The organism is Marinomonas sp. ATLA20, assembly GCF_057180105.1.
The window spans coordinates 216,310-232,429 of sequence record NZ_JBXUKU010000005.1; the positions used below are offsets into that span (position 1 = coordinate 216,310).

Sequence of the window (16,120 nt, forward strand, 5' to 3'; positions counted from 1 at the left end):
GAAGGTTATATGGTCAAATTTCGTAGCGTAATATATCTATTGGCTGCTTTTAGTAGTGTTTCGATTGCTGGGGCAGGCGTTGATCCCTACCGAGAGGCTCAGTTGGTTAAAAGTAGCTCTCTAGCTGAGCAGTTTGTTGAGATTCCGCTGAGCAAGATTCAGCGTGCTGGTAGGGGGTGGGAGCCAGAAACAGTTATTCGCTTAAAGGGCGATTACTTCTCGTCGCTGTATAAAATCAACCGTAATGCACTTATATCCGATGTGTATGCTCATTATCGTTCCCAAATGTTAACTGACGAGCGCAGTATCCTGTTTGAATGTGAGAGTAGGAGTTGTGGGAGCAGTAATGCTTGGGCGAATAACTTCTTCGGTGATTACCTTTTGTATGGTTCGGATCAAAGTCAGTTTCTGTTGGTGGTTAAGAATAATCAGGATGTTTACCAGATTTTATATATTAATCGTCGAGGCGCAGGTGACGTAATGGTTCGTTTGGATGAAGTGAAGTCCACTGAGGCAAACGATACAGAGTTTGATATTGTTGCTCAAATGGATGTTGAAGATATCCCTAGAATTCGCCGTTTTGTTAATGATTTACCTGCTGGGCAAAATGTAGTTGGTTTTGTTACCAGTCAAAAAACTGGTGGTTTAAGTGCTATTAAAAGCGGTGATCAACTTATTTCAACTGTGTCGGCGGGGCTTGGTGATCGATTAAAGGATAAGGTAAGATTTATTAATTTAGCGGATCTTGGTCGCGAATCTCTTGGTGTAAATCGCATATCTTTTGTTTATGCTCGTCCTTAGGCGGTAATGGTGAATACGAAAAAAACAGTTGCTCTGGTTTTAGGGAGTGGTGCAGCGCGTGGTAATGCGCACATAGGTGTGATTCAGGCTTTTGAAGATAGTGGATATGATATCGTCAGCATCTCTGGTTGCTCTATTGGGGCAATTGTTGGTGGTGTTTATGCAGCTGGAAAGCTGTCTGAGTATCGTGAGTGGGCGGAATCTTTGGATCGAATGAATGTAATTCGTCTATTGGATATGTCTATTTTAAACGGTGGCTATGTAAAAGGTGATCGTTTTTTCGAGAAAATTCAAGATTTGATAGGAGAACCAACTATTGAATCTTTACCTATTTCTTATACATCGGTTGCTGTCGACCTATTGAATCAGAAAGAATTTTGGTTTCAGCGAGGAGATTTAATAAATTCAATGCGTGCGTCATCTGCTATACCGTCTCTGGTGTTGCCTGTGACGCTTAATGGTCGCATGTATGTCGATGGAGGGGTATTGAACCCTTTACCTATAATTCCTTCAGTACCTGCCGGAGCGGACTATATAGTGGCTGTTGATCTCAATGGACCAGCAGAGCAAGTCATCAATAATATTTCTGAAAGTGAGCAAGAAGGCCCTGCTTGGTGGCTGAGTACTAAAGGCTTTTTTGGGAAAAATAAAGATGGAACAGATGATAAAGTAAAGTATTCCCCAGAAAGTTGGGGGCGATTACAAACTATAAATATGATGTTTGAGACGATGCAAGAATCTCTTACTCAATATAAATTAGCTGGATATCCGCCAGATCTGCTCATATCAATACCTAAGGATGTCTCTGGTTTCTATGAATTTTGGCGAGCCAAAGAATTGGTTGAATTTGGATATAAGACTGCTTTAAAAGCGATTGATGGTCTAGAGTCACCAAAGTCGAGTTATTTTTCATTCCCAAAAGGCTATTAGCTACTGCTATTAGCCTATAGGGTTTACCCCTATGTCTCTGAGTAATTTAGATAAAGATATGAGTGGTAGTCCAATTAGGCTGTTTGGGTCATCGCCTTCCATTTTTTCAAAAAGGCACACGCCTAAACCTTCGCACTTAAAACTGCCGGCGCAATCGAGAGGCTGCTCTATAGATACGTATTGTGTAATCTCTGCAGTTGTTAGCACTCTAAAATGAACGTGGTATTCGTTTAACGTGTATTGATAAGAGCGGTCTTGCTGATTAAAAACACAGAGGCCAGTTAAAAAGCTGACTTTTTTGCCGCTAAAACTAGAAAGCTGGTTGATTGCGTTTTCAGTTGTATGTGGTTTTCCTAAAATTTGTCCATTTAACACAGCAACTTGATCGGAAGTGATAATTAGGTCGTTTGAATTCGGTGTGTTTTGCTGGCGAGCAAAGTCAACAGCGTGGGCTTTGGCGACGCTGAGGCGTTTTACTAAATCAATGGCGGATTCTTGACTTAATGGGCTTTCATCAATATTAGGTGAATGGCATTCAAATGGGATTTTTAGGCGTTCTAAGAGTGCTTTTCGATAAGGAGAAGATGAGCCTAATATGAGTTTTTTTTGCATTGTTTTATAATCGTTTTATTGGGATGAATGGGTATTTTACTTTTTTTTGTGTCTAATGGCTTAAAAAAGTGAAAAAAAGTGCTTTAAGAGCAGTTAGACTTTGACAAAAAGGGCCCTTAGCAATATTATCCCCCGCCATGTTGAATGATACGTTACCTAAATATTTTGACCCTCGTAAATACGCTAGCCATGAGCAAGCGATCGACGGGTACTTGCACCTTAATCAATTTAAGGAGCTTTGTGCTATATTAGCCTCAGATGAGGGTAATGCTTTTATTCATCTAGACTTTAGAGTTGATGAGGATAGGCGCTATATTGCTACCGGTTCATTAACCGCTCAAGTACAGGTTGTTTGTCAACGTTGTATGGGGGCTGTTTCACATGATCTGGAGATAGATTTGTCGCTGGCATTCGTTTATGACGAAGATCATGCTAAGAATCTACCAAACAATTACGATCCTGTTGTCATGACCGATGGTGAAGTAATTTTGGCAGATATGGTTGAGCAAGAAATTATACTTGCGCTACCAATTGTCGCCTATCACGAAGAAAGTGGTTGCAACCCAACAGCTGTAAAGTATGCCTCGTCTACCGATGACGCACCGGATGGCGAAAAACCGAATCCATTTAGTATATTGGCCCAATTAAAGGCCAAGTAAAGTTAGGAGCTCCAAAAATGGCAGTACAAAAAAGTAAAGTAACTCGTTCACGTCGCGGCCAGCGCCGTTCACACGATGCTTTGACAGGTCCAACTCTTTCTGTAGAAAAGACAACTGGTGAACTTCACCGTCGTCACCATATTTCTGCAGATGGTTTTTACCGTGGCCGTCAAGTTATCACCCCAAAAGGTGAGTAACTAAGATACCCATGATCAGGGTAGCTTTAGACGCTATGGGCGGGGACTTAGGTCCCCGCATTGCATTTGACGGTGCGATGGAGATTCTTTCTCGCTATAGAGATGTCGTCATCACTATTTATTATTCCCCTAATTCCGGTCTGGAACTTCCTGCGCCACATGAACGCTTATCTCTAATTGCTTGCTCTGATGTTATTGATGGAGACGAAGAGATAGTGTTGTCCTTATTTCGTCGCCGATACAGCACGCTTTACCAGTCTCTAAACGCATTGTCTGAACAGTCTTCAGATGTTGTAGTGACCTTAGGAAATACGGGGGCAATGGTTGCATTAGCGCGCCATATATTGGGCGTGTTACGTCCGAAATTATACCCAGCATTAATTAGAGAGCTATACTCTAATCCTTTACGATGTTTGGTAGACTTGGGTGCGAATGTTCACTGTCCGCCATCTATGCTGGTTGGCTTTGCTGAGCTGGGTGCGGCTTATGTAGAAACACTAAGTGATGAACAGCCAAGGGTAGGCTTATTGAACGTTGGGGTAGAGAGCTCTAAAGGTAGTGCCGTTATTAGAGAGACTGATCGGCTTTTAGCGAGCAAGAAATGGCCTGATTATTTTGGTTATGCGGAAGGTACAGAATTGTTTGATGGCGATAAAAACGTCATTGTATGTGATGGCATGGTTGGTAATGCCGTGTTGAAAGCATCTGAGGGACTTCTGTCTTTTATGATGAATAAGTTTAAAAAAGTGGATGGAGCATCATCCTTGTTTGAGACTTTTTACCAAACTGAGCGAAGGCATGGGGCTTGTTTAGTGGGTGTTCGTGGCAATTTGGTAAAAGGTCATGGTCGCTCAGATTTGTCTGCTATGATCGGTGCGATTGAGTATGGAATTGATATTGCGCGTGCAGATTTATATTCTGCAATAGAAGCGCGACTTTGTAGTGAGGAAGTGAAATGAGCACTAAATTAGCTTTTGTTTTTCCGGGGCAGGGTTCTCAGCAATTGGGAATGTTGGCGGATTTAGCGGAGAAGCACGATATAATAGAGCAAACTTTTGTCGAAGCATCTGATGTTCTTGGCTATGATTTATGGGGCCTTGTGCAAAACGATGCTGAGAAGCTTAGTCAGACAGATAAGACTCAGCCAGCTTTGTTGACGGCTAGCGTAGCTCTATGGCGTCTTTGGGAGCAGCAGGGAGGCGATAAACCTGCATATGTTGCTGGGCATAGTCTTGGTGAGTATTCTGCTTTAGTGTGCGCTGGTGTAATCGCTTTCGCTGATGCGGTAGAGCTTGTGAAGTTGCGTGGTGAATATATGCAGCAAGCGGTTCCTGCTGGTGAAGGTGCAATGGCTGCTATTATCGGTCTTGATGATGATAAAGTGGTTGCTGCATGTGAGTCTGTTCCGGGGGTTGTTAGTGCTGTTAATTTCAATTCTCCTGGTCAGGTGGTTATTGCTGGTCATGTTGCCGCGGTTGAGGCTGCAATGGTAAATGCTAAAGAAGCGGGTGCTAAGCGTGCCTTGCCTTTGCCTGTTAGCGTTCCTTCTCATTGTGAGCTTATGATCCCAGCTGGCGCTAAGTTAGCAGAGAAGCTAGACACGATTGTATTTAATGCGCCTTCTTACACTTTGGTGCAGAATGTTACAGCTCAAGCGGTATCTGACCCTTCTGTGATTAAGGCAAACTTGGTTTCTCAGTTAAGTGGGCCTGTTTTGTGGACGCAAACTGTTGTGTTGCTCTCTGAATTGGGTGTAACCTCAACTATTGAATGTGGCCCAGGCAAAGTGCTAAGTGGTCTTAATAAGCGTATAGTTAAAGGCTTAGAGACATCTTCTCTAGGTGATTTGGCTGGATTTGAAGCGGCTTTGTCTGCGTAATAGAATTTTATTATTTGTTCGTAAAAAATATACGATTCGACATATATTGTAGGAGACAAGCATGAGTCTTGAAGGAAAAATTGCTCTAGTAACTGGAGCTACTCGTGGCATAGGTAAAGCCATTGCTGTTGCTCTAGTAGAGCAGGGCGCAACCGTAATTGGTACTGCTACTAGCGAGTCTGGTGCACAAAGCATTTCAGAGTACCTGGGAGCTAATGGTAAAGGCTGGGTGCTTGATGTGTCATCAAGTGAATCAGTTGACGCTGTAATTAAAGAAATTACAGCTGAATTTGGTGCACCAACGGTTCTTGTTAACAACGCTGGCATTACTCGTGATAACTTGATGATGCGAATGAAAGAAGATGAGTGGGATCAGGTGATCAACACCAACCTAACTTCTGTTTTTCGTGTCACAAAAGCTTGCTTACGCGGCATGACTAAAGCAAAATTTGGTCGTGTGATTAGTATTAGTTCCGTTGTCGGTTCCATGGGCAACGGTGGCCAAACAAATTATTCTGCAGCGAAAGCTGGCTTAGAAGGCTTTAGCCGTTCGTTAGCAGCGGAAATTGCGTCTCGTGGTATCACGGTAAACTGTGTTGCTCCAGGATTCATTGAAACAGATATGACTAAGGTGTTACCTGATGAGCATAAGGCTAAATTAGTCGAAAAAGTGCCTTCATCGCGTCTTGGTCAACCAGAAGAAATTGCGGCAGCTGTCGCATTTTTGGCGTCAAATGGCGCCGCTTACATTACCGGTGAGACATTACATGTCAATGGCGGTATGTATATGTCGTAATTTGAGTTGAATTTTATATTTAATTCAACGAAAATACGTCTCCGGTTCATGTCGAGAATCACACCTTTTTTTGGTGATCGAATTTTTATAATATGCTCACACTGAGCTGTTAATGAGTAGAGTAGGAACTTCTAATGAGTAGCATTGAAGAACGCGTTAAGAAAATCGTTTGTGAACAACTAGGCGTTAAAGAAGAAGATGTTGTTGCTTCAGCATCTTTTGTTGATGACCTAGGTGCAGATTCCCTAGATACAGTTGAGCTAGTAATGGCTCTTGAAGAGGAATTTGATACTGAAATTCCTGATGAAGAAGCAGAAAAAATCACTACTGTACAAGCAGCGAACGATTACATTAACGCTAACTTGTAATATATTGGTGAACTGAGTTTTCCGAAAAGCCGCTTGTATTCGTTACAGCGGCTTTTCTTATTAATAGCTCTTAATGATTGAGAGCGATTTGCTGGAGAAATCTTATGTCTCGTCGTCGGGTAGTAGTCACAGGAATGGGAATGGTGACACCCCTTGGCAATAATGTGAAAGATACGTGGGATAACATCTTGGAAGGCAAGAGTGGTGTATCGGAGATCACTTCTTTTGATGCTAGCCAGTTTTCTACCCGTTTTGCAGCACAAGTAAATGACTTTGATGCAACTCAATATATGAGTGTCAAAGAAGCTCGCAAAATGGATCTTTTCATTCAATATGGCATCGCAGCTGCAGTGCAAGCTTTAGAGGATGCTGACCTTAATGCTGATACAGCGGATTTAACCCGCGTTGGCTGTGCGATAGGTTCAGGGATTGGTGGTTTACCAATGATTGAAAAAAACCTAGAGCTATTGAATGAATCTGGCCCAAAACGTATTTCTCCTTTTTTTGTTCCAGGCGCGATTATTAATATGATTTCAGGTCATGTTGCGATTCGTTTTGGTTTTAAAGGCCCAAATATTTCTATTGTCACTGCTTGTACTACAGGTACGCATAATATCGGTATGGCTGGGCGTATGATTGCTTATGGTGATGCGGATGTGATGATTGCCGGTGGTGCTGAGATGGCTATTACGCCATTAGGTATCGGCGGCTTCGGTGCTGCTAGGGCTTTATCTACTCGTAATGATGATCATAAGACCGCAAGTCGTCCATGGGACAAAGATCGCGATGGTTTCGTTATGGGTGACGGCGCAGGTATTCTTGTATTGGAAGAATACGAGCACGCTGTTGCGCGTGGTGCAAAAATCTACGCAGAGCTTGCAGGCTTTGGTATGAGCGATGATGCGCATCACATGACTGCACCACCTGAAGGTGGTGAAGGTGCAGCGTCAGCAATGAGTGCAGCATTAAAAGATGCTCATCTAATTCCTTCAGAAATAGATTATATTAATGCCCATGGCACATCGACACCGGCAGGTGATCTTGCGGAGACGCAAGCCGTAAAAGTGCTAATGGGTGACGATGCGTCAGATGTTGCTATGAGTTCGACTAAGTCGATGATTGGACATTTGCTGGGCGCTTCTGGGGCTGTCGAGTCAATATTCTCTATTCTTGCCATTCGCGATCAAGTTGCTCCGCCAACTATTAATTTGGATGAGCCGGGCGAAGGTTGTGATTTGAATTATGTTCTTGGAACACCGCAAAAACGCAAAATAGACGTAGTATTAAATAATTCGTTTGGTTTTGGTGGTACGAATGGAACGTTAGTGTTTAAGAAGATTTCTTAGGCGCTACAGGCTGAACGAATTATAATTCGTTCAGCCTAGCTAACTTTATTAATGGATTTGAGTTGGTGTGCCGCGTAATGCACTAATTTCTTTTGATATATCATAGCTTTGATTTTGGCTGTCTAGCTCATACAAATGATCTTCCAGCTGCTGATAAAGAGCAATTTCCTCATCACCTAGAAAGTGCAGGCACTCTCCACCAACAAACCATAATAGTTCTCTTTTTATCAGTGGGACTAGATTTGCGTAGCATCGTATGAAGCGTGATAATACTTCTTGAGCGTCGAAAGTATAATCATGGGTATTTTCCTGAATGTTTTTCATCAGGTCGTCCCACTTTTCTAAGAAGTCTAATTCTTCTTCTGCTAGGTCTGGCTGATCAAAAGGTGCGTGTTCTGAGATGCGCTGACGTAAATCAACAAATGCGTCAAATATGTATTGTGTGCGTGATTCCACGTAAAACCCTATTCAAGTATGTAACTATTTAGTCGGCTATTGCCGTACGAGAACTTCAATTATGACATATGCAATCGAAATTAGTGACCTTAAAAAACGCTATGATGGCGGCTTTGAAGCGTTAAAAGGTATCGATTTAAAAGTTGAAAAAGGAGATTTTTTTGCGTTACTTGGCCCAAATGGAGCGGGCAAGTCTACAACAATAGGTATTTTATGCTCGTTGGTGAATAAAACATCGGGCAAAGTGTCTATTTTTGGAACGGATATAGATCAAAATTTTGCTAAAGCAAAAAAATACTTAGGTGTGGTTCCGCAGGAGTTTAACTTCAACGTTTTTGAGACTGTTTTTAATGTTGTGGTCACTCAAGCTGGCTTTTATGGTATCAGCCGCACTGTTGCAGAAGAGCGCGCCGAAAAATATCTAAAACAGTTGGATCTTTGGGATAAAAGAAACGACCAATCACGTATGTTATCTGGTGGAATGAAGCGCCGTTTAATGATTGCAAGGGCGCTTATTCATGAGCCTGAAGTGCTTATCTTAGATGAGCCAACAGCCGGAGTAGACATTGAACTTCGTCGCTCTATGTGGGAATTCATTAAAAAGCTCAATGAGCAGGGTACGACGATTATTTTGACTACGCATTATCTAGAGGAAGCTGAGCAATTGTGTCGAAACATTGCCATTATTAATGCCGGTGAAATTGTTGAAAACACCAGTGTGAAAGCTTTATTGAAAACACTGAACCAAGAAACTTTTATTTTAGATTTGGATGCCAGTCTGCCAGATAATTGGGATTTACCTGAATTTAGTATGTCCATCAGTAAAGATGCAAGTACGATCGAAGTGGAAGTGATTAAAGGGCAGTCTATCAACACTATTTTTAAAGCCCTTGATGAAGTTTCAATCAATGTGCTTAGTATGCGAAACAAGTCTAATCGACTCGAAGAGCTCTTCGTTAAATTAATTAATAAAGGCTAGCTAAATGAAAAATTCGGAAATTTGGGTCGCATTTTATACGATTTTGGTAAGAGAGATTCGTCGCTTTACTCGTATTTGGCCACAAACTCTATTGCCACCAGCCATCACTATGACACTGTACTTCGCTATTTTCGGCAACTTAATTGGTGATCGAATCGGCGAAATGGGTGGTTTCAGTTATATGCAATACATAGTGCCTGGCTTGATCATGATGTCAGTCATTACCAACTCATATTCTAATGTGTCTTCGTCGTTCTTTTCTGCGAAGTTTCAGCATAGTGTGCAAGAGTTATTGGTTTCTCCTACGCCAAACTGGGTTATTCTTATGGGTTACACGCTGGGTGGTGTGGCGCGTGGTTTGTGTGTTGGTGTAACGGTAACCTTGCTGTCGTTGTTTTTTACTCATCTAGCATTAGAGAATTTATTCCTGACGATTCTTGTCGTCTGTTTGACGGCGATTATGTTTTCCTTAGGCGGCTTCGTTAACGCAATTTACGCGAGAAGTTTCGATGATGTCTCTATCGTGCCAACTTTTATTTTGACGCCGTTAACCTATTTAGGTGGTGTATTTTATTCTATCGATTTGTTGCCAGATTTCTGGCAATCCGTATCGTTATTAAATCCTGTTCTTTATATGGTAAATGCGTTTCGATACGGCGTTTTAGGTGTTTCTGATATTAATGTTTATTGGGCGCTTGTGATTGTTTGTGTGTTTATAGTTGTGTTGTTTGGATTTGGTCTACGTTTGCTCAATCAGGGCAAAGGTATTAGAAATTGAGGTAGTGTTATATGGGTTTTTTACCCTTAGGTCAGCAAACAGAATATGTTTCTGAGTACGATGCAGGGTTGCTTTACCCCATTGCAAGAGTTGATAAATGGATTGAGATGGCTATTGAGTCCGAGCGCTTACCCTTTTTTGGTGAAGATGTTTGGAATGCTTATGAGATGTCATGGTTGAATTCTAAAGGTAAGCCAATTGTCGCCTTAGCAGAATTTCGTTTACCATGTAATTCGCCAAATATCATTGAGTCCAAATCCTTTAAGTTGTATTTGAATTCTTTAAATCAGATGCGTTATGGGTCAGCGGAAGAGGTGCAAGCCTTGCTTGAAAAGGATCTTTCAAATGCCGCTGGTGCAGAAGTGACGGTCATTATTCGCGATGTAGATTCAATGGCGTCTTTGGTTGTATTAACACCGGATTATTGCATCGATGAATTGGATGTTGATGTATCTGAATACCACCCAAATTCTGGTCTGTTAGAGACGGATGAATCAGCGGGTGTGGTTGAAGAACGATTGGTGAGCCATCTTTTAAAATCAAATTGTCCTGTTACCAATCAACCTGATTGGGGATCGGTTTTTATTGATTACAAGGGGCCTAAGATTCACCACGAAAGTTTGTTGAAGTATGTGATTTCATTTCGCGAACATACGGATTTTCATGAGCAATGCGTTGAGCGAATTTTTATTGATATCATGCGTCAATGTAAGCCAGAAAGCTTAACTGTCTATGCTCGCTATGTCAGACGTGGAGGGTTGGATATCAATCCGTATCGTTCAACTGCACCATTGGTGTTGGGGAATGATCGTTTAACGCGCCAGTAGTTTATCTTTAGCTATACAATAAAAAACATATAATGAAATGACCCCCAATAGTTGGGCATTCCAATTACTGGGGGTCTTTTTTTATATTTGCAATATTAAGGGTGACTTACATTTCGCTAAGTTTTTGCTTTACTCTTGCTAGTGCAGGTTGGCCGTCGAAAGTTGTAACGCCTTGCAGCCATTTGTCTAGTATTTCTGGATGGGTCTTAATCCAGTTAGCTGCAGCTTGCTCTGGTTTTTCACTAGAGCCTATTATTTCGTTCTCCATTTTTAAACCAAACTCCAGATTGCTGAGTAATTTTCCGACATTCGGACATTCGTTTGCGTAGCCTTTGCGAGTGACTGTTCTTATCGTGGCGCCGCCGTAATTAGGACCAAAATATTTATCTCCACCTGTTAAATATTTTAAATCGAAATTAACATTCATTGGATGGGGTTCCCATGCAAGAAACACGATGAAATTATCGCGTTTTACGGTTCTTGCTACTTGCGAAAGCATAGCTTGTTCGCCTGACTCTACAACTTTCCAGTCTTTGAGGCCAAAGTCATCGGTATCGATCATGTTCTGGAGTTTTTGGTTTGCCGGTGCGCCAGCATCGATTCCATATATTCTCTGACGGAATTTTTGACTAAATTTAGCTAGATCAGCAAAGTCTTTCACGCCAGCATCGAAAACGTATTTTGGTACCGCTAAGGTAAATTTAACGCCTTCTAAGTTGGTGCGGATAATGTCTAGATTGTCTTTGTACTTATCCATGAATGCTGATTGGGCTGGCATCCAATTTCCCATGAAGGCATCGATTTTTCCATTTTTCAAGCTTTCAAAGCCGACTGGTACACTCAGGAGATATACCTGAGTGTCGTATCCCATTGCTTTTAATAAAGTCGTGGCGACACCATTCGTTGCACCTATGTCTGTCCAGCCAGGATCACTGAAGGTGACGTTTTTGCATTGCTCGGGCTCAGCGGATAGGGCGAGACTACTGCTAATAAGTAGGCTGGCTATACTAAGAGTTTTTAAAGAAAGTGCTTTCATTATCGTGCTCCTATTTGTGATGATGCTTTTTAGCTTATGGTTATTAGACTTTTGGAAAGCGCGACCGACTTTCTAGGTCGTCTAGATCAATGTGATTTCTCATATACATTTCGCTGCTTTCGAATATCGGTTGATGATCCCAAGGTGTTTTCTTGCCTTTGTTCATCGCTTTTACGATTAAGCGACGGCGGCGTTGGCTGGTGAGTACATCTTGAGTGAGCCTTGCAGAGTCCCAGCGTTCTAGCGCTTCTTTTTTGAACGCATGCAATAGGTCATCGAACTCTGGCTTGTTCGCCAAGTTAACTAATTCATCTGGGTCATTTTCAAGATCAAATAATTGATCTGGATCGATATGGCAATGGACGTACTTGTACTGTGCCCTTCGTATCATTAATAATGGGGCGATTGCACCTTCACCAAAATATTCGCCAATGACTTCGTCATGTCCTCCTTCTTGGCCTTTAATGTGGGGCATCAAGCTTCTTCCTTGAATAGGCATAGCATAACTGTGTTCAGAAGAGTTGGTGGCCATCTCAAGAAAGGTTGGTAATAAATCCATCGTAGATACTGATGCTTTAACGCGTTTAGCTGAAAAGTGTTTAGGTGCATGGACAATCATAGGGACTCGAGCAGATCCTTCAAAAAACGACATTTTATACCAAAGGTTTCTTTCACCAAGCATGTCGCCATGATCACCAGAAAAAACAATAATGGTGTTGTCGGCTAATCCCGTTTCTTCTAAAGCTTTTAAAAGTAATCCAATTTTATCATCTACATAGCTAATTGCTCCATAGTAGGCGCGGCGGGCATTACGAATCTGTTGTTCACTTAATTCTTGATCGTAATACGCATACACTTCCTGGAGGCGAGCGGAATGTGGGTCTTGATCTTCTTTGTTGATGGATATTTTTGGCATATCTATTTCTTCATCTCTGTATCTATCCCAATACTCTTGAGGGATTGCGTAGGGATCGTGAGGATGTGTCATAGAAACTGTTAAACAGAAAGGTCTGTCTTGCTCGCGTCTAACATAGTCATAGAGGTAGCGTTGTGCATGAAAAACCACCTCATCATCAAAATCTAATTGGTTACTGCGTATGCAAGGGCCGGCCTGTGTGACGGAAGACATATTGTGGTACCAGGTTGGGCGTGTTTTGAGGTCATCCCAATTTGGGAACCACCCATAATCAGCTGGGTAAATATCGGTCGTGAGTCTATCTTCAAAACCATGTAATTGATCAGGGCCACAAAAATGCATTTTGCCGGATAGGGCTGTTTTGTAATTCTGCGCACGAAGGTAATGGGCGAACGTTGGAATATCTGCTGGAAAGTCTGCTGCGTTGTCATAAGCACCAATTTTACTCGGTAGCTGTCCTGTCATAAGGACGTAACGAGAAGGTGCGCAAAGGGGGCTATTGCAATATGCAGAATCAAATACAACACCTTCTTTAGCTAGTTTACTTAGGTTGGGTGTTTTGACAACTGAGTGGCCATAGGCAGGCAGGGCGGATGCAGCCAGCTGGTCTGCCATAATAAAAAGAATATTAGGTTGTGTTTTTGGCATGGTTTTTCCTAATGGATAAAAAGTTAAACTTTGATGTAATGAGTGATCGTTGCTTTATTCTAGCTACATTGCGCTATGATGGAGATGCTGTAAACTGACTGAAATCTTATGCATAGGATAAGTTCAACTTATGTTAGCTAACTCGGAGCTACCTCCTCTTCAATCTCTTGTTATTTTTGAGGCGTCTGCACGTTTGCTTAGTTTTACGGCTGCTGCTCGTGAACTTGGTACGACACAACCAGCAGTAAGTCAGCAAATACGAGCATTAGAGGCTTCTTTAGGTGTGCCATTATTTGAGCGCATTTACCGTGGCGTAGTGCTAACTGATGCCGGTCATGTTTTATTGAAAACAACGCAATCTAGTTTGCAGGATCTGCGAAATGTATTGCAGAAAATAAAACAAAAACCCAAGTCTCAGCGTATTACAGTCGCCACAGATTTTGCTTTTGCTGCTTTTTGGTTGATGCCTCGACTGCCAGATTTTCGAAGACAGCATAAGGATATTGATATTCGTATTCAGACTTCTCAGTCCGAAGTGGATTTAGTTTCTTTAGAAGCTGATGTGGCAGTGTTATTTGGTGACGGGCACTATCAAGGGTATCTGTCTGAGAAATTATTGCCGGAAATCGTTTATCCTATCTGTAGCCCAAAATTACTGGATGAGTATGCTTGTTTAACAAATCTAGAGGATCTCGTGAAGGCTCCGCTTTTGAAGTTAAATGCGGAAATGGGTCAAAAGTGGATTGATTGGGAGCAGCTGTTTCAGCTCAATAACTGTCAATGGCAACCGGCAGAGTCTGTAATGGAGTTCGATAATTATACTTTGTTGGTGCAGGCCGCCATTTCCGGTCAGGGGATTGGGCTTGGGTGGTTTCCTTTGGTCGATGACTTTATAAAAAGCGGTGTGTTAGTTGAACTGCCAAATTTCAAGGTGCAGTCGGATAATGGTTATTACATTGTTCTGTCTAAGCAACAAGCCCCAACAGCGCCTGTTGCTGCTTTTCTTGATTGGCTAAAATCTTAATTTAAGTGTCTATAGATACAACCACCATAACAGTGCCACAGTACAAAGCGACATTGGTAAAGATATAAGAATCATAAGGGCAATTTCATCAACTGGTCCTTTGAATTTGCTGGCTAGCATGTAACTTATAACAGCCACTGGCATGGTGCTTAATACAATTAATACCGAGCCTTCTATGCGGCTAAGCGGAAAAAAATAGACAACTAAACATGCGCAAATAGCGCCTACTATTGGGCGAAATAAAGACAGTACGGCGGCGCGCCCTATCTTGCTACTTTCTGTGACTGACAGACCACTAATAGATTTGCCGAGCAGCATTAGCATTATTGGCAATGTGATTTGGCTCAACATGTTTAATGTATTCATTATTGGTGTTGGTAAGTTGATGTTAAGGCTTAAGAAAAACGCACCAATTACTAACGCAATAACAGGACCATTCTTTAATAGTTGTTTAGGGTGGTAGTTGCCCGACATAAAACCAACCCCGAGTGTAAAATGGCTAATTTGCACGACAGACGATATTACAACGGCGATGGCCATTCCTTCGGCGCCAAAAAATGCGAAGGCAACAGGTATGCCTAGGTTGCCAGTGTTAGGGTTGACCAAAGGTGGTAAGTAAAAGCGTGTCGGTAGCTTAAGGGCTTTAAGTAAAACGAATGAGCTCAGCGAAACCAGCGCCAACACGAGAACCGTCGCAATGATGATTTTGAACATGCTGAAAACTTGCATCTGCATTGATAAAACGGAATAAAGCAGTAAAGCTGGTAGCCCTAAATTGGAGACAAGGGCAGCCAAAGAGGGACTATTCAGATAGTCTGTTTTTTTACCAAGAAAAAAGCCTAGGCAAATAAGGAGCAAGATGGGAGTTAATGAGTTGGCTAATGCTGGAAGCATAGAAATCCTTTGTGAAACCGATGTTTATATCTAATAATCGATTCTAAAGGCTTCCATAAGATAGTGCACCAAGGCTTTTACTCTAATACTGATATTTCTTGATTGAGGATACAGTAAAGTAACATCAGAGTTTGGCAGCTGCCAATCAGGTAGGAGTGTTACCAGTTGGCCTGATTGAATGTCATGCTCCACGTAGTAAGTGGGTTGTCTCGATATTCCAGCTCCATCCAGCGTTGCCTTTTTTACCACGTGTCCATTTGAACATTTTAGCTTTCCATGTACAGGGAGTTCGTATCTATCTTCGCCGTTATTGTGGGTGAACGACCACCTTTTTACTGAACCATTAATTAAAAAATGATCAATCAAATCTTTGGGGCTATCTAGCTTGGGCATTGTCTTTATATATGTTGGGCTTGCTACAAGGTGGTTTTTGTAGCTCGTCAGCTTTCGTCCAACTAAATTTGAATTGGTCAGTGCCCCCATTCTGATCACAAGATCGTATTGTGACTCAATCAAATCTTCTCTAGTGCTTGAAAAACTAAGCTCAACTTCTATCTTGGGGTTTTCTTTCATAAAACGAATTAAGATTGGGGCCAGTATCTCTTCGCCAAATAAACCTCCCACTGAATTGATCCTAATTTGGCCTCCTATACTTGAGTGAGCGTTTTGAGCCGATAGTACAGCATGTTCTAGTTGATCCACACCTTGCCTTGCAAGCTGATAAAAAGTTTCCCCAGCTGGGGATAGAGAAAGCGAGCGTGTAGAGCGATAGAGCAACTGGATGCCCATTTCTTTTTCTAACCGGCTAATAATTTGTGAGACTCTGGCGCGGGAAATATTGAGTTGTTCTGATGCTTTGGAGAAGCTGTGAGCTTCAACCACAGCCAAAAACTCTGTGATGCCTTCTGGAAAATGAGTGCTCATATTGTTAAGCCTTATTAAACAATGATTTCAATATATCGATAATTATAAAC

General features: G+C 41.9%; 19 protein-coding genes. 13 read left to right on the forward strand and 6 right to left on the reverse strand.

The window, feature by feature from the left end:
- Positions 1 to 9: 9 nt before the first annotated feature.
- Positions 10 to 801 (forward strand): DUF4892 domain-containing protein, encoded by a 792-nt coding sequence (locus AC2A4J_RS10640; RefSeq protein WP_484175979.1) that lies wholly within the window; start codon positions 10 to 12, stop codon positions 799 to 801.
- A gap of 9 nt (positions 802 to 810) precedes the next feature.
- Entirely contained in the window at positions 811 to 1,731 is a 921-nt protein-coding gene (locus AC2A4J_RS10645; RefSeq protein ID WP_484175980.1) for a patatin-like phospholipase family protein, read from the forward strand.
- A 9-nt stretch (positions 1,732 to 1,740) separates the two neighbouring features.
- Here AC2A4J_RS10645 and AC2A4J_RS10650 read toward each other — a convergent pair whose 3' ends face one another.
- Positions 1,741 to 2,343: a Maf family protein gene (locus AC2A4J_RS10650; RefSeq protein ID WP_255829097.1), complete on the reverse strand. Its 603-nt coding sequence runs from the start codon at positions 2,341 to 2,343 to the stop codon at positions 1,741 to 1,743.
- Between the two features lie 137 nt (positions 2,344 to 2,480).
- Here AC2A4J_RS10650 and AC2A4J_RS10655 point away from each other — a divergent pair, with 137 nt between their 5' ends.
- The 7 genes from AC2A4J_RS10655 to fabF all read left to right on the forward strand — a co-directional run bounded on the left by AC2A4J_RS10655 (position 2,481) and on the right by fabF (position 7,588).
- A complete protein-coding gene (locus AC2A4J_RS10655) occupies positions 2,481 to 3,002 on the forward strand; it encodes a YceD family protein (RefSeq protein WP_255829098.1) in 522 nt (173 codons plus the stop codon).
- A gap of 17 nt (positions 3,003 to 3,019) precedes the next feature.
- Entirely contained in the window at positions 3,020 to 3,199 is a 180-nt protein-coding gene (gene rpmF / locus AC2A4J_RS10660) for a 50S ribosomal protein L32 (RefSeq protein ID WP_072839128.1), read from the forward strand.
- Positions 3,200 to 3,210: 11 nt separating this feature from the next.
- Positions 3,211 to 4,158, forward strand: a complete 948-nt coding sequence (locus AC2A4J_RS10665) for a fatty acid synthesis protein (RefSeq protein ID WP_484175981.1) — start codon at positions 3,211 to 3,213, stop codon at positions 4,156 to 4,158.
- Positions 4,155 to 5,078, forward strand: a complete 924-nt coding sequence (gene fabD / locus AC2A4J_RS10670; RefSeq protein ID WP_484175982.1) for an ACP S-malonyltransferase — start codon at positions 4,155 to 4,157, stop codon at positions 5,076 to 5,078. The genes AC2A4J_RS10665 and fabD overlap by 4 nt, the downstream gene beginning before the upstream one ends.
- A gap of 61 nt (positions 5,079 to 5,139) precedes the next feature.
- On the forward strand, positions 5,140 to 5,874 hold the full coding sequence (gene fabG / locus AC2A4J_RS10675; protein WP_255829101.1) for a 3-oxoacyl-ACP reductase FabG: 735 nt from the start codon (positions 5,140 to 5,142) through the stop codon (positions 5,872 to 5,874).
- Between the two features lie 134 nt (positions 5,875 to 6,008).
- Entirely contained in the window at positions 6,009 to 6,242 is a 234-nt protein-coding gene (gene acpP, locus AC2A4J_RS10680) for an acyl carrier protein (RefSeq protein WP_012069834.1), read from the forward strand.
- 104 nt (positions 6,243 to 6,346) lie between these two features.
- On the forward strand, positions 6,347 to 7,588 hold the full coding sequence (gene fabF / locus AC2A4J_RS10685) for a beta-ketoacyl-ACP synthase II (protein ID WP_484175983.1): 1,242 nt from the start codon (positions 6,347 to 6,349) through the stop codon (positions 7,586 to 7,588).
- Between the two features lie 48 nt (positions 7,589 to 7,636).
- On the opposite strand, the gene AC2A4J_RS10690 is transcribed toward fabF, so the two are convergent.
- The gene (locus AC2A4J_RS10690; protein ID WP_255829103.1) at positions 7,637 to 8,044 is read right to left on the reverse strand and encodes a PA2817 family protein; all 408 of its coding nucleotides are present in this window, start codon (positions 8,042 to 8,044) and stop codon (positions 7,637 to 7,639) included.
- Between the two features lie 61 nt (positions 8,045 to 8,105).
- On the opposite strand from AC2A4J_RS10690, the gene AC2A4J_RS10695 reads away from it, so the two are divergent.
- Genes AC2A4J_RS10695 through queF form a run of 3 tightly spaced genes read left to right on the forward strand, consistent with a single transcriptional unit; the run spans position 8,106 to position 10,628 of the window.
- Positions 8,106 to 9,023, forward strand: coding sequence for an ABC transporter ATP-binding protein (locus AC2A4J_RS10695; protein ID WP_255829104.1), 918 nt, complete (start codon positions 8,106 to 8,108; stop codon positions 9,021 to 9,023).
- 4 nt (positions 9,024 to 9,027) lie between these two features.
- On the forward strand, positions 9,028 to 9,801 hold the full coding sequence (locus AC2A4J_RS10700) for an ABC transporter permease (protein ID WP_255829105.1): 774 nt from the start codon (positions 9,028 to 9,030) through the stop codon (positions 9,799 to 9,801).
- Between the two features lie 11 nt (positions 9,802 to 9,812).
- Positions 9,813 to 10,628, forward strand: coding sequence for an NADPH-dependent 7-cyano-7-deazaguanine reductase QueF (gene queF, locus AC2A4J_RS10705; protein ID WP_255829106.1), 816 nt, complete (start codon positions 9,813 to 9,815; stop codon positions 10,626 to 10,628).
- A gap of 106 nt (positions 10,629 to 10,734) precedes the next feature.
- On the opposite strand, the gene choX is transcribed toward queF, so the two are convergent.
- Together choX and betC are read right to left on the reverse strand one after the other, a co-directional pair.
- Positions 10,735 to 11,664 carry a choline ABC transporter substrate-binding protein gene (choX, locus tag AC2A4J_RS10710; RefSeq protein ID WP_255829107.1) on the reverse strand — a complete coding sequence of 310 codons (930 nt, stop codon included), beginning with the start codon at positions 11,662 to 11,664 and terminating at the stop codon, positions 10,735 to 10,737.
- Between the two features lie 43 nt (positions 11,665 to 11,707).
- Positions 11,708 to 13,228 carry a choline-sulfatase gene (gene betC / locus AC2A4J_RS10715; RefSeq protein WP_484175984.1) on the reverse strand — a complete coding sequence of 507 codons (1,521 nt, stop codon included), beginning with the start codon at positions 13,226 to 13,228 and terminating at the stop codon, positions 11,708 to 11,710.
- A gap of 130 nt (positions 13,229 to 13,358) precedes the next feature.
- On the opposite strand from betC, the gene AC2A4J_RS10720 reads away from it, so the two are divergent.
- Entirely contained in the window at positions 13,359 to 14,252 is an 894-nt protein-coding gene (locus AC2A4J_RS10720) for a choline sulfate utilization transcriptional regulator (RefSeq protein ID WP_484175985.1), read from the forward strand.
- A 9-nt stretch (positions 14,253 to 14,261) separates the two neighbouring features.
- Here AC2A4J_RS10720 and AC2A4J_RS10725 read toward each other — a convergent pair whose 3' ends face one another.
- The gene (locus AC2A4J_RS10725) at positions 14,262 to 15,146 is read right to left on the reverse strand and encodes an AEC family transporter (RefSeq protein WP_484175986.1); all 885 of its coding nucleotides are present in this window, start codon (positions 15,144 to 15,146) and stop codon (positions 14,262 to 14,264) included.
- A gap of 30 nt (positions 15,147 to 15,176) precedes the next feature.
- Positions 15,177 to 16,070: a LysR family transcriptional regulator gene (locus tag AC2A4J_RS10730; RefSeq protein ID WP_484175987.1), complete on the reverse strand. Its 894-nt coding sequence runs from the start codon at positions 16,068 to 16,070 to the stop codon at positions 15,177 to 15,179.
- Positions 16,071 to 16,120 lie beyond the last annotated feature (50 nt).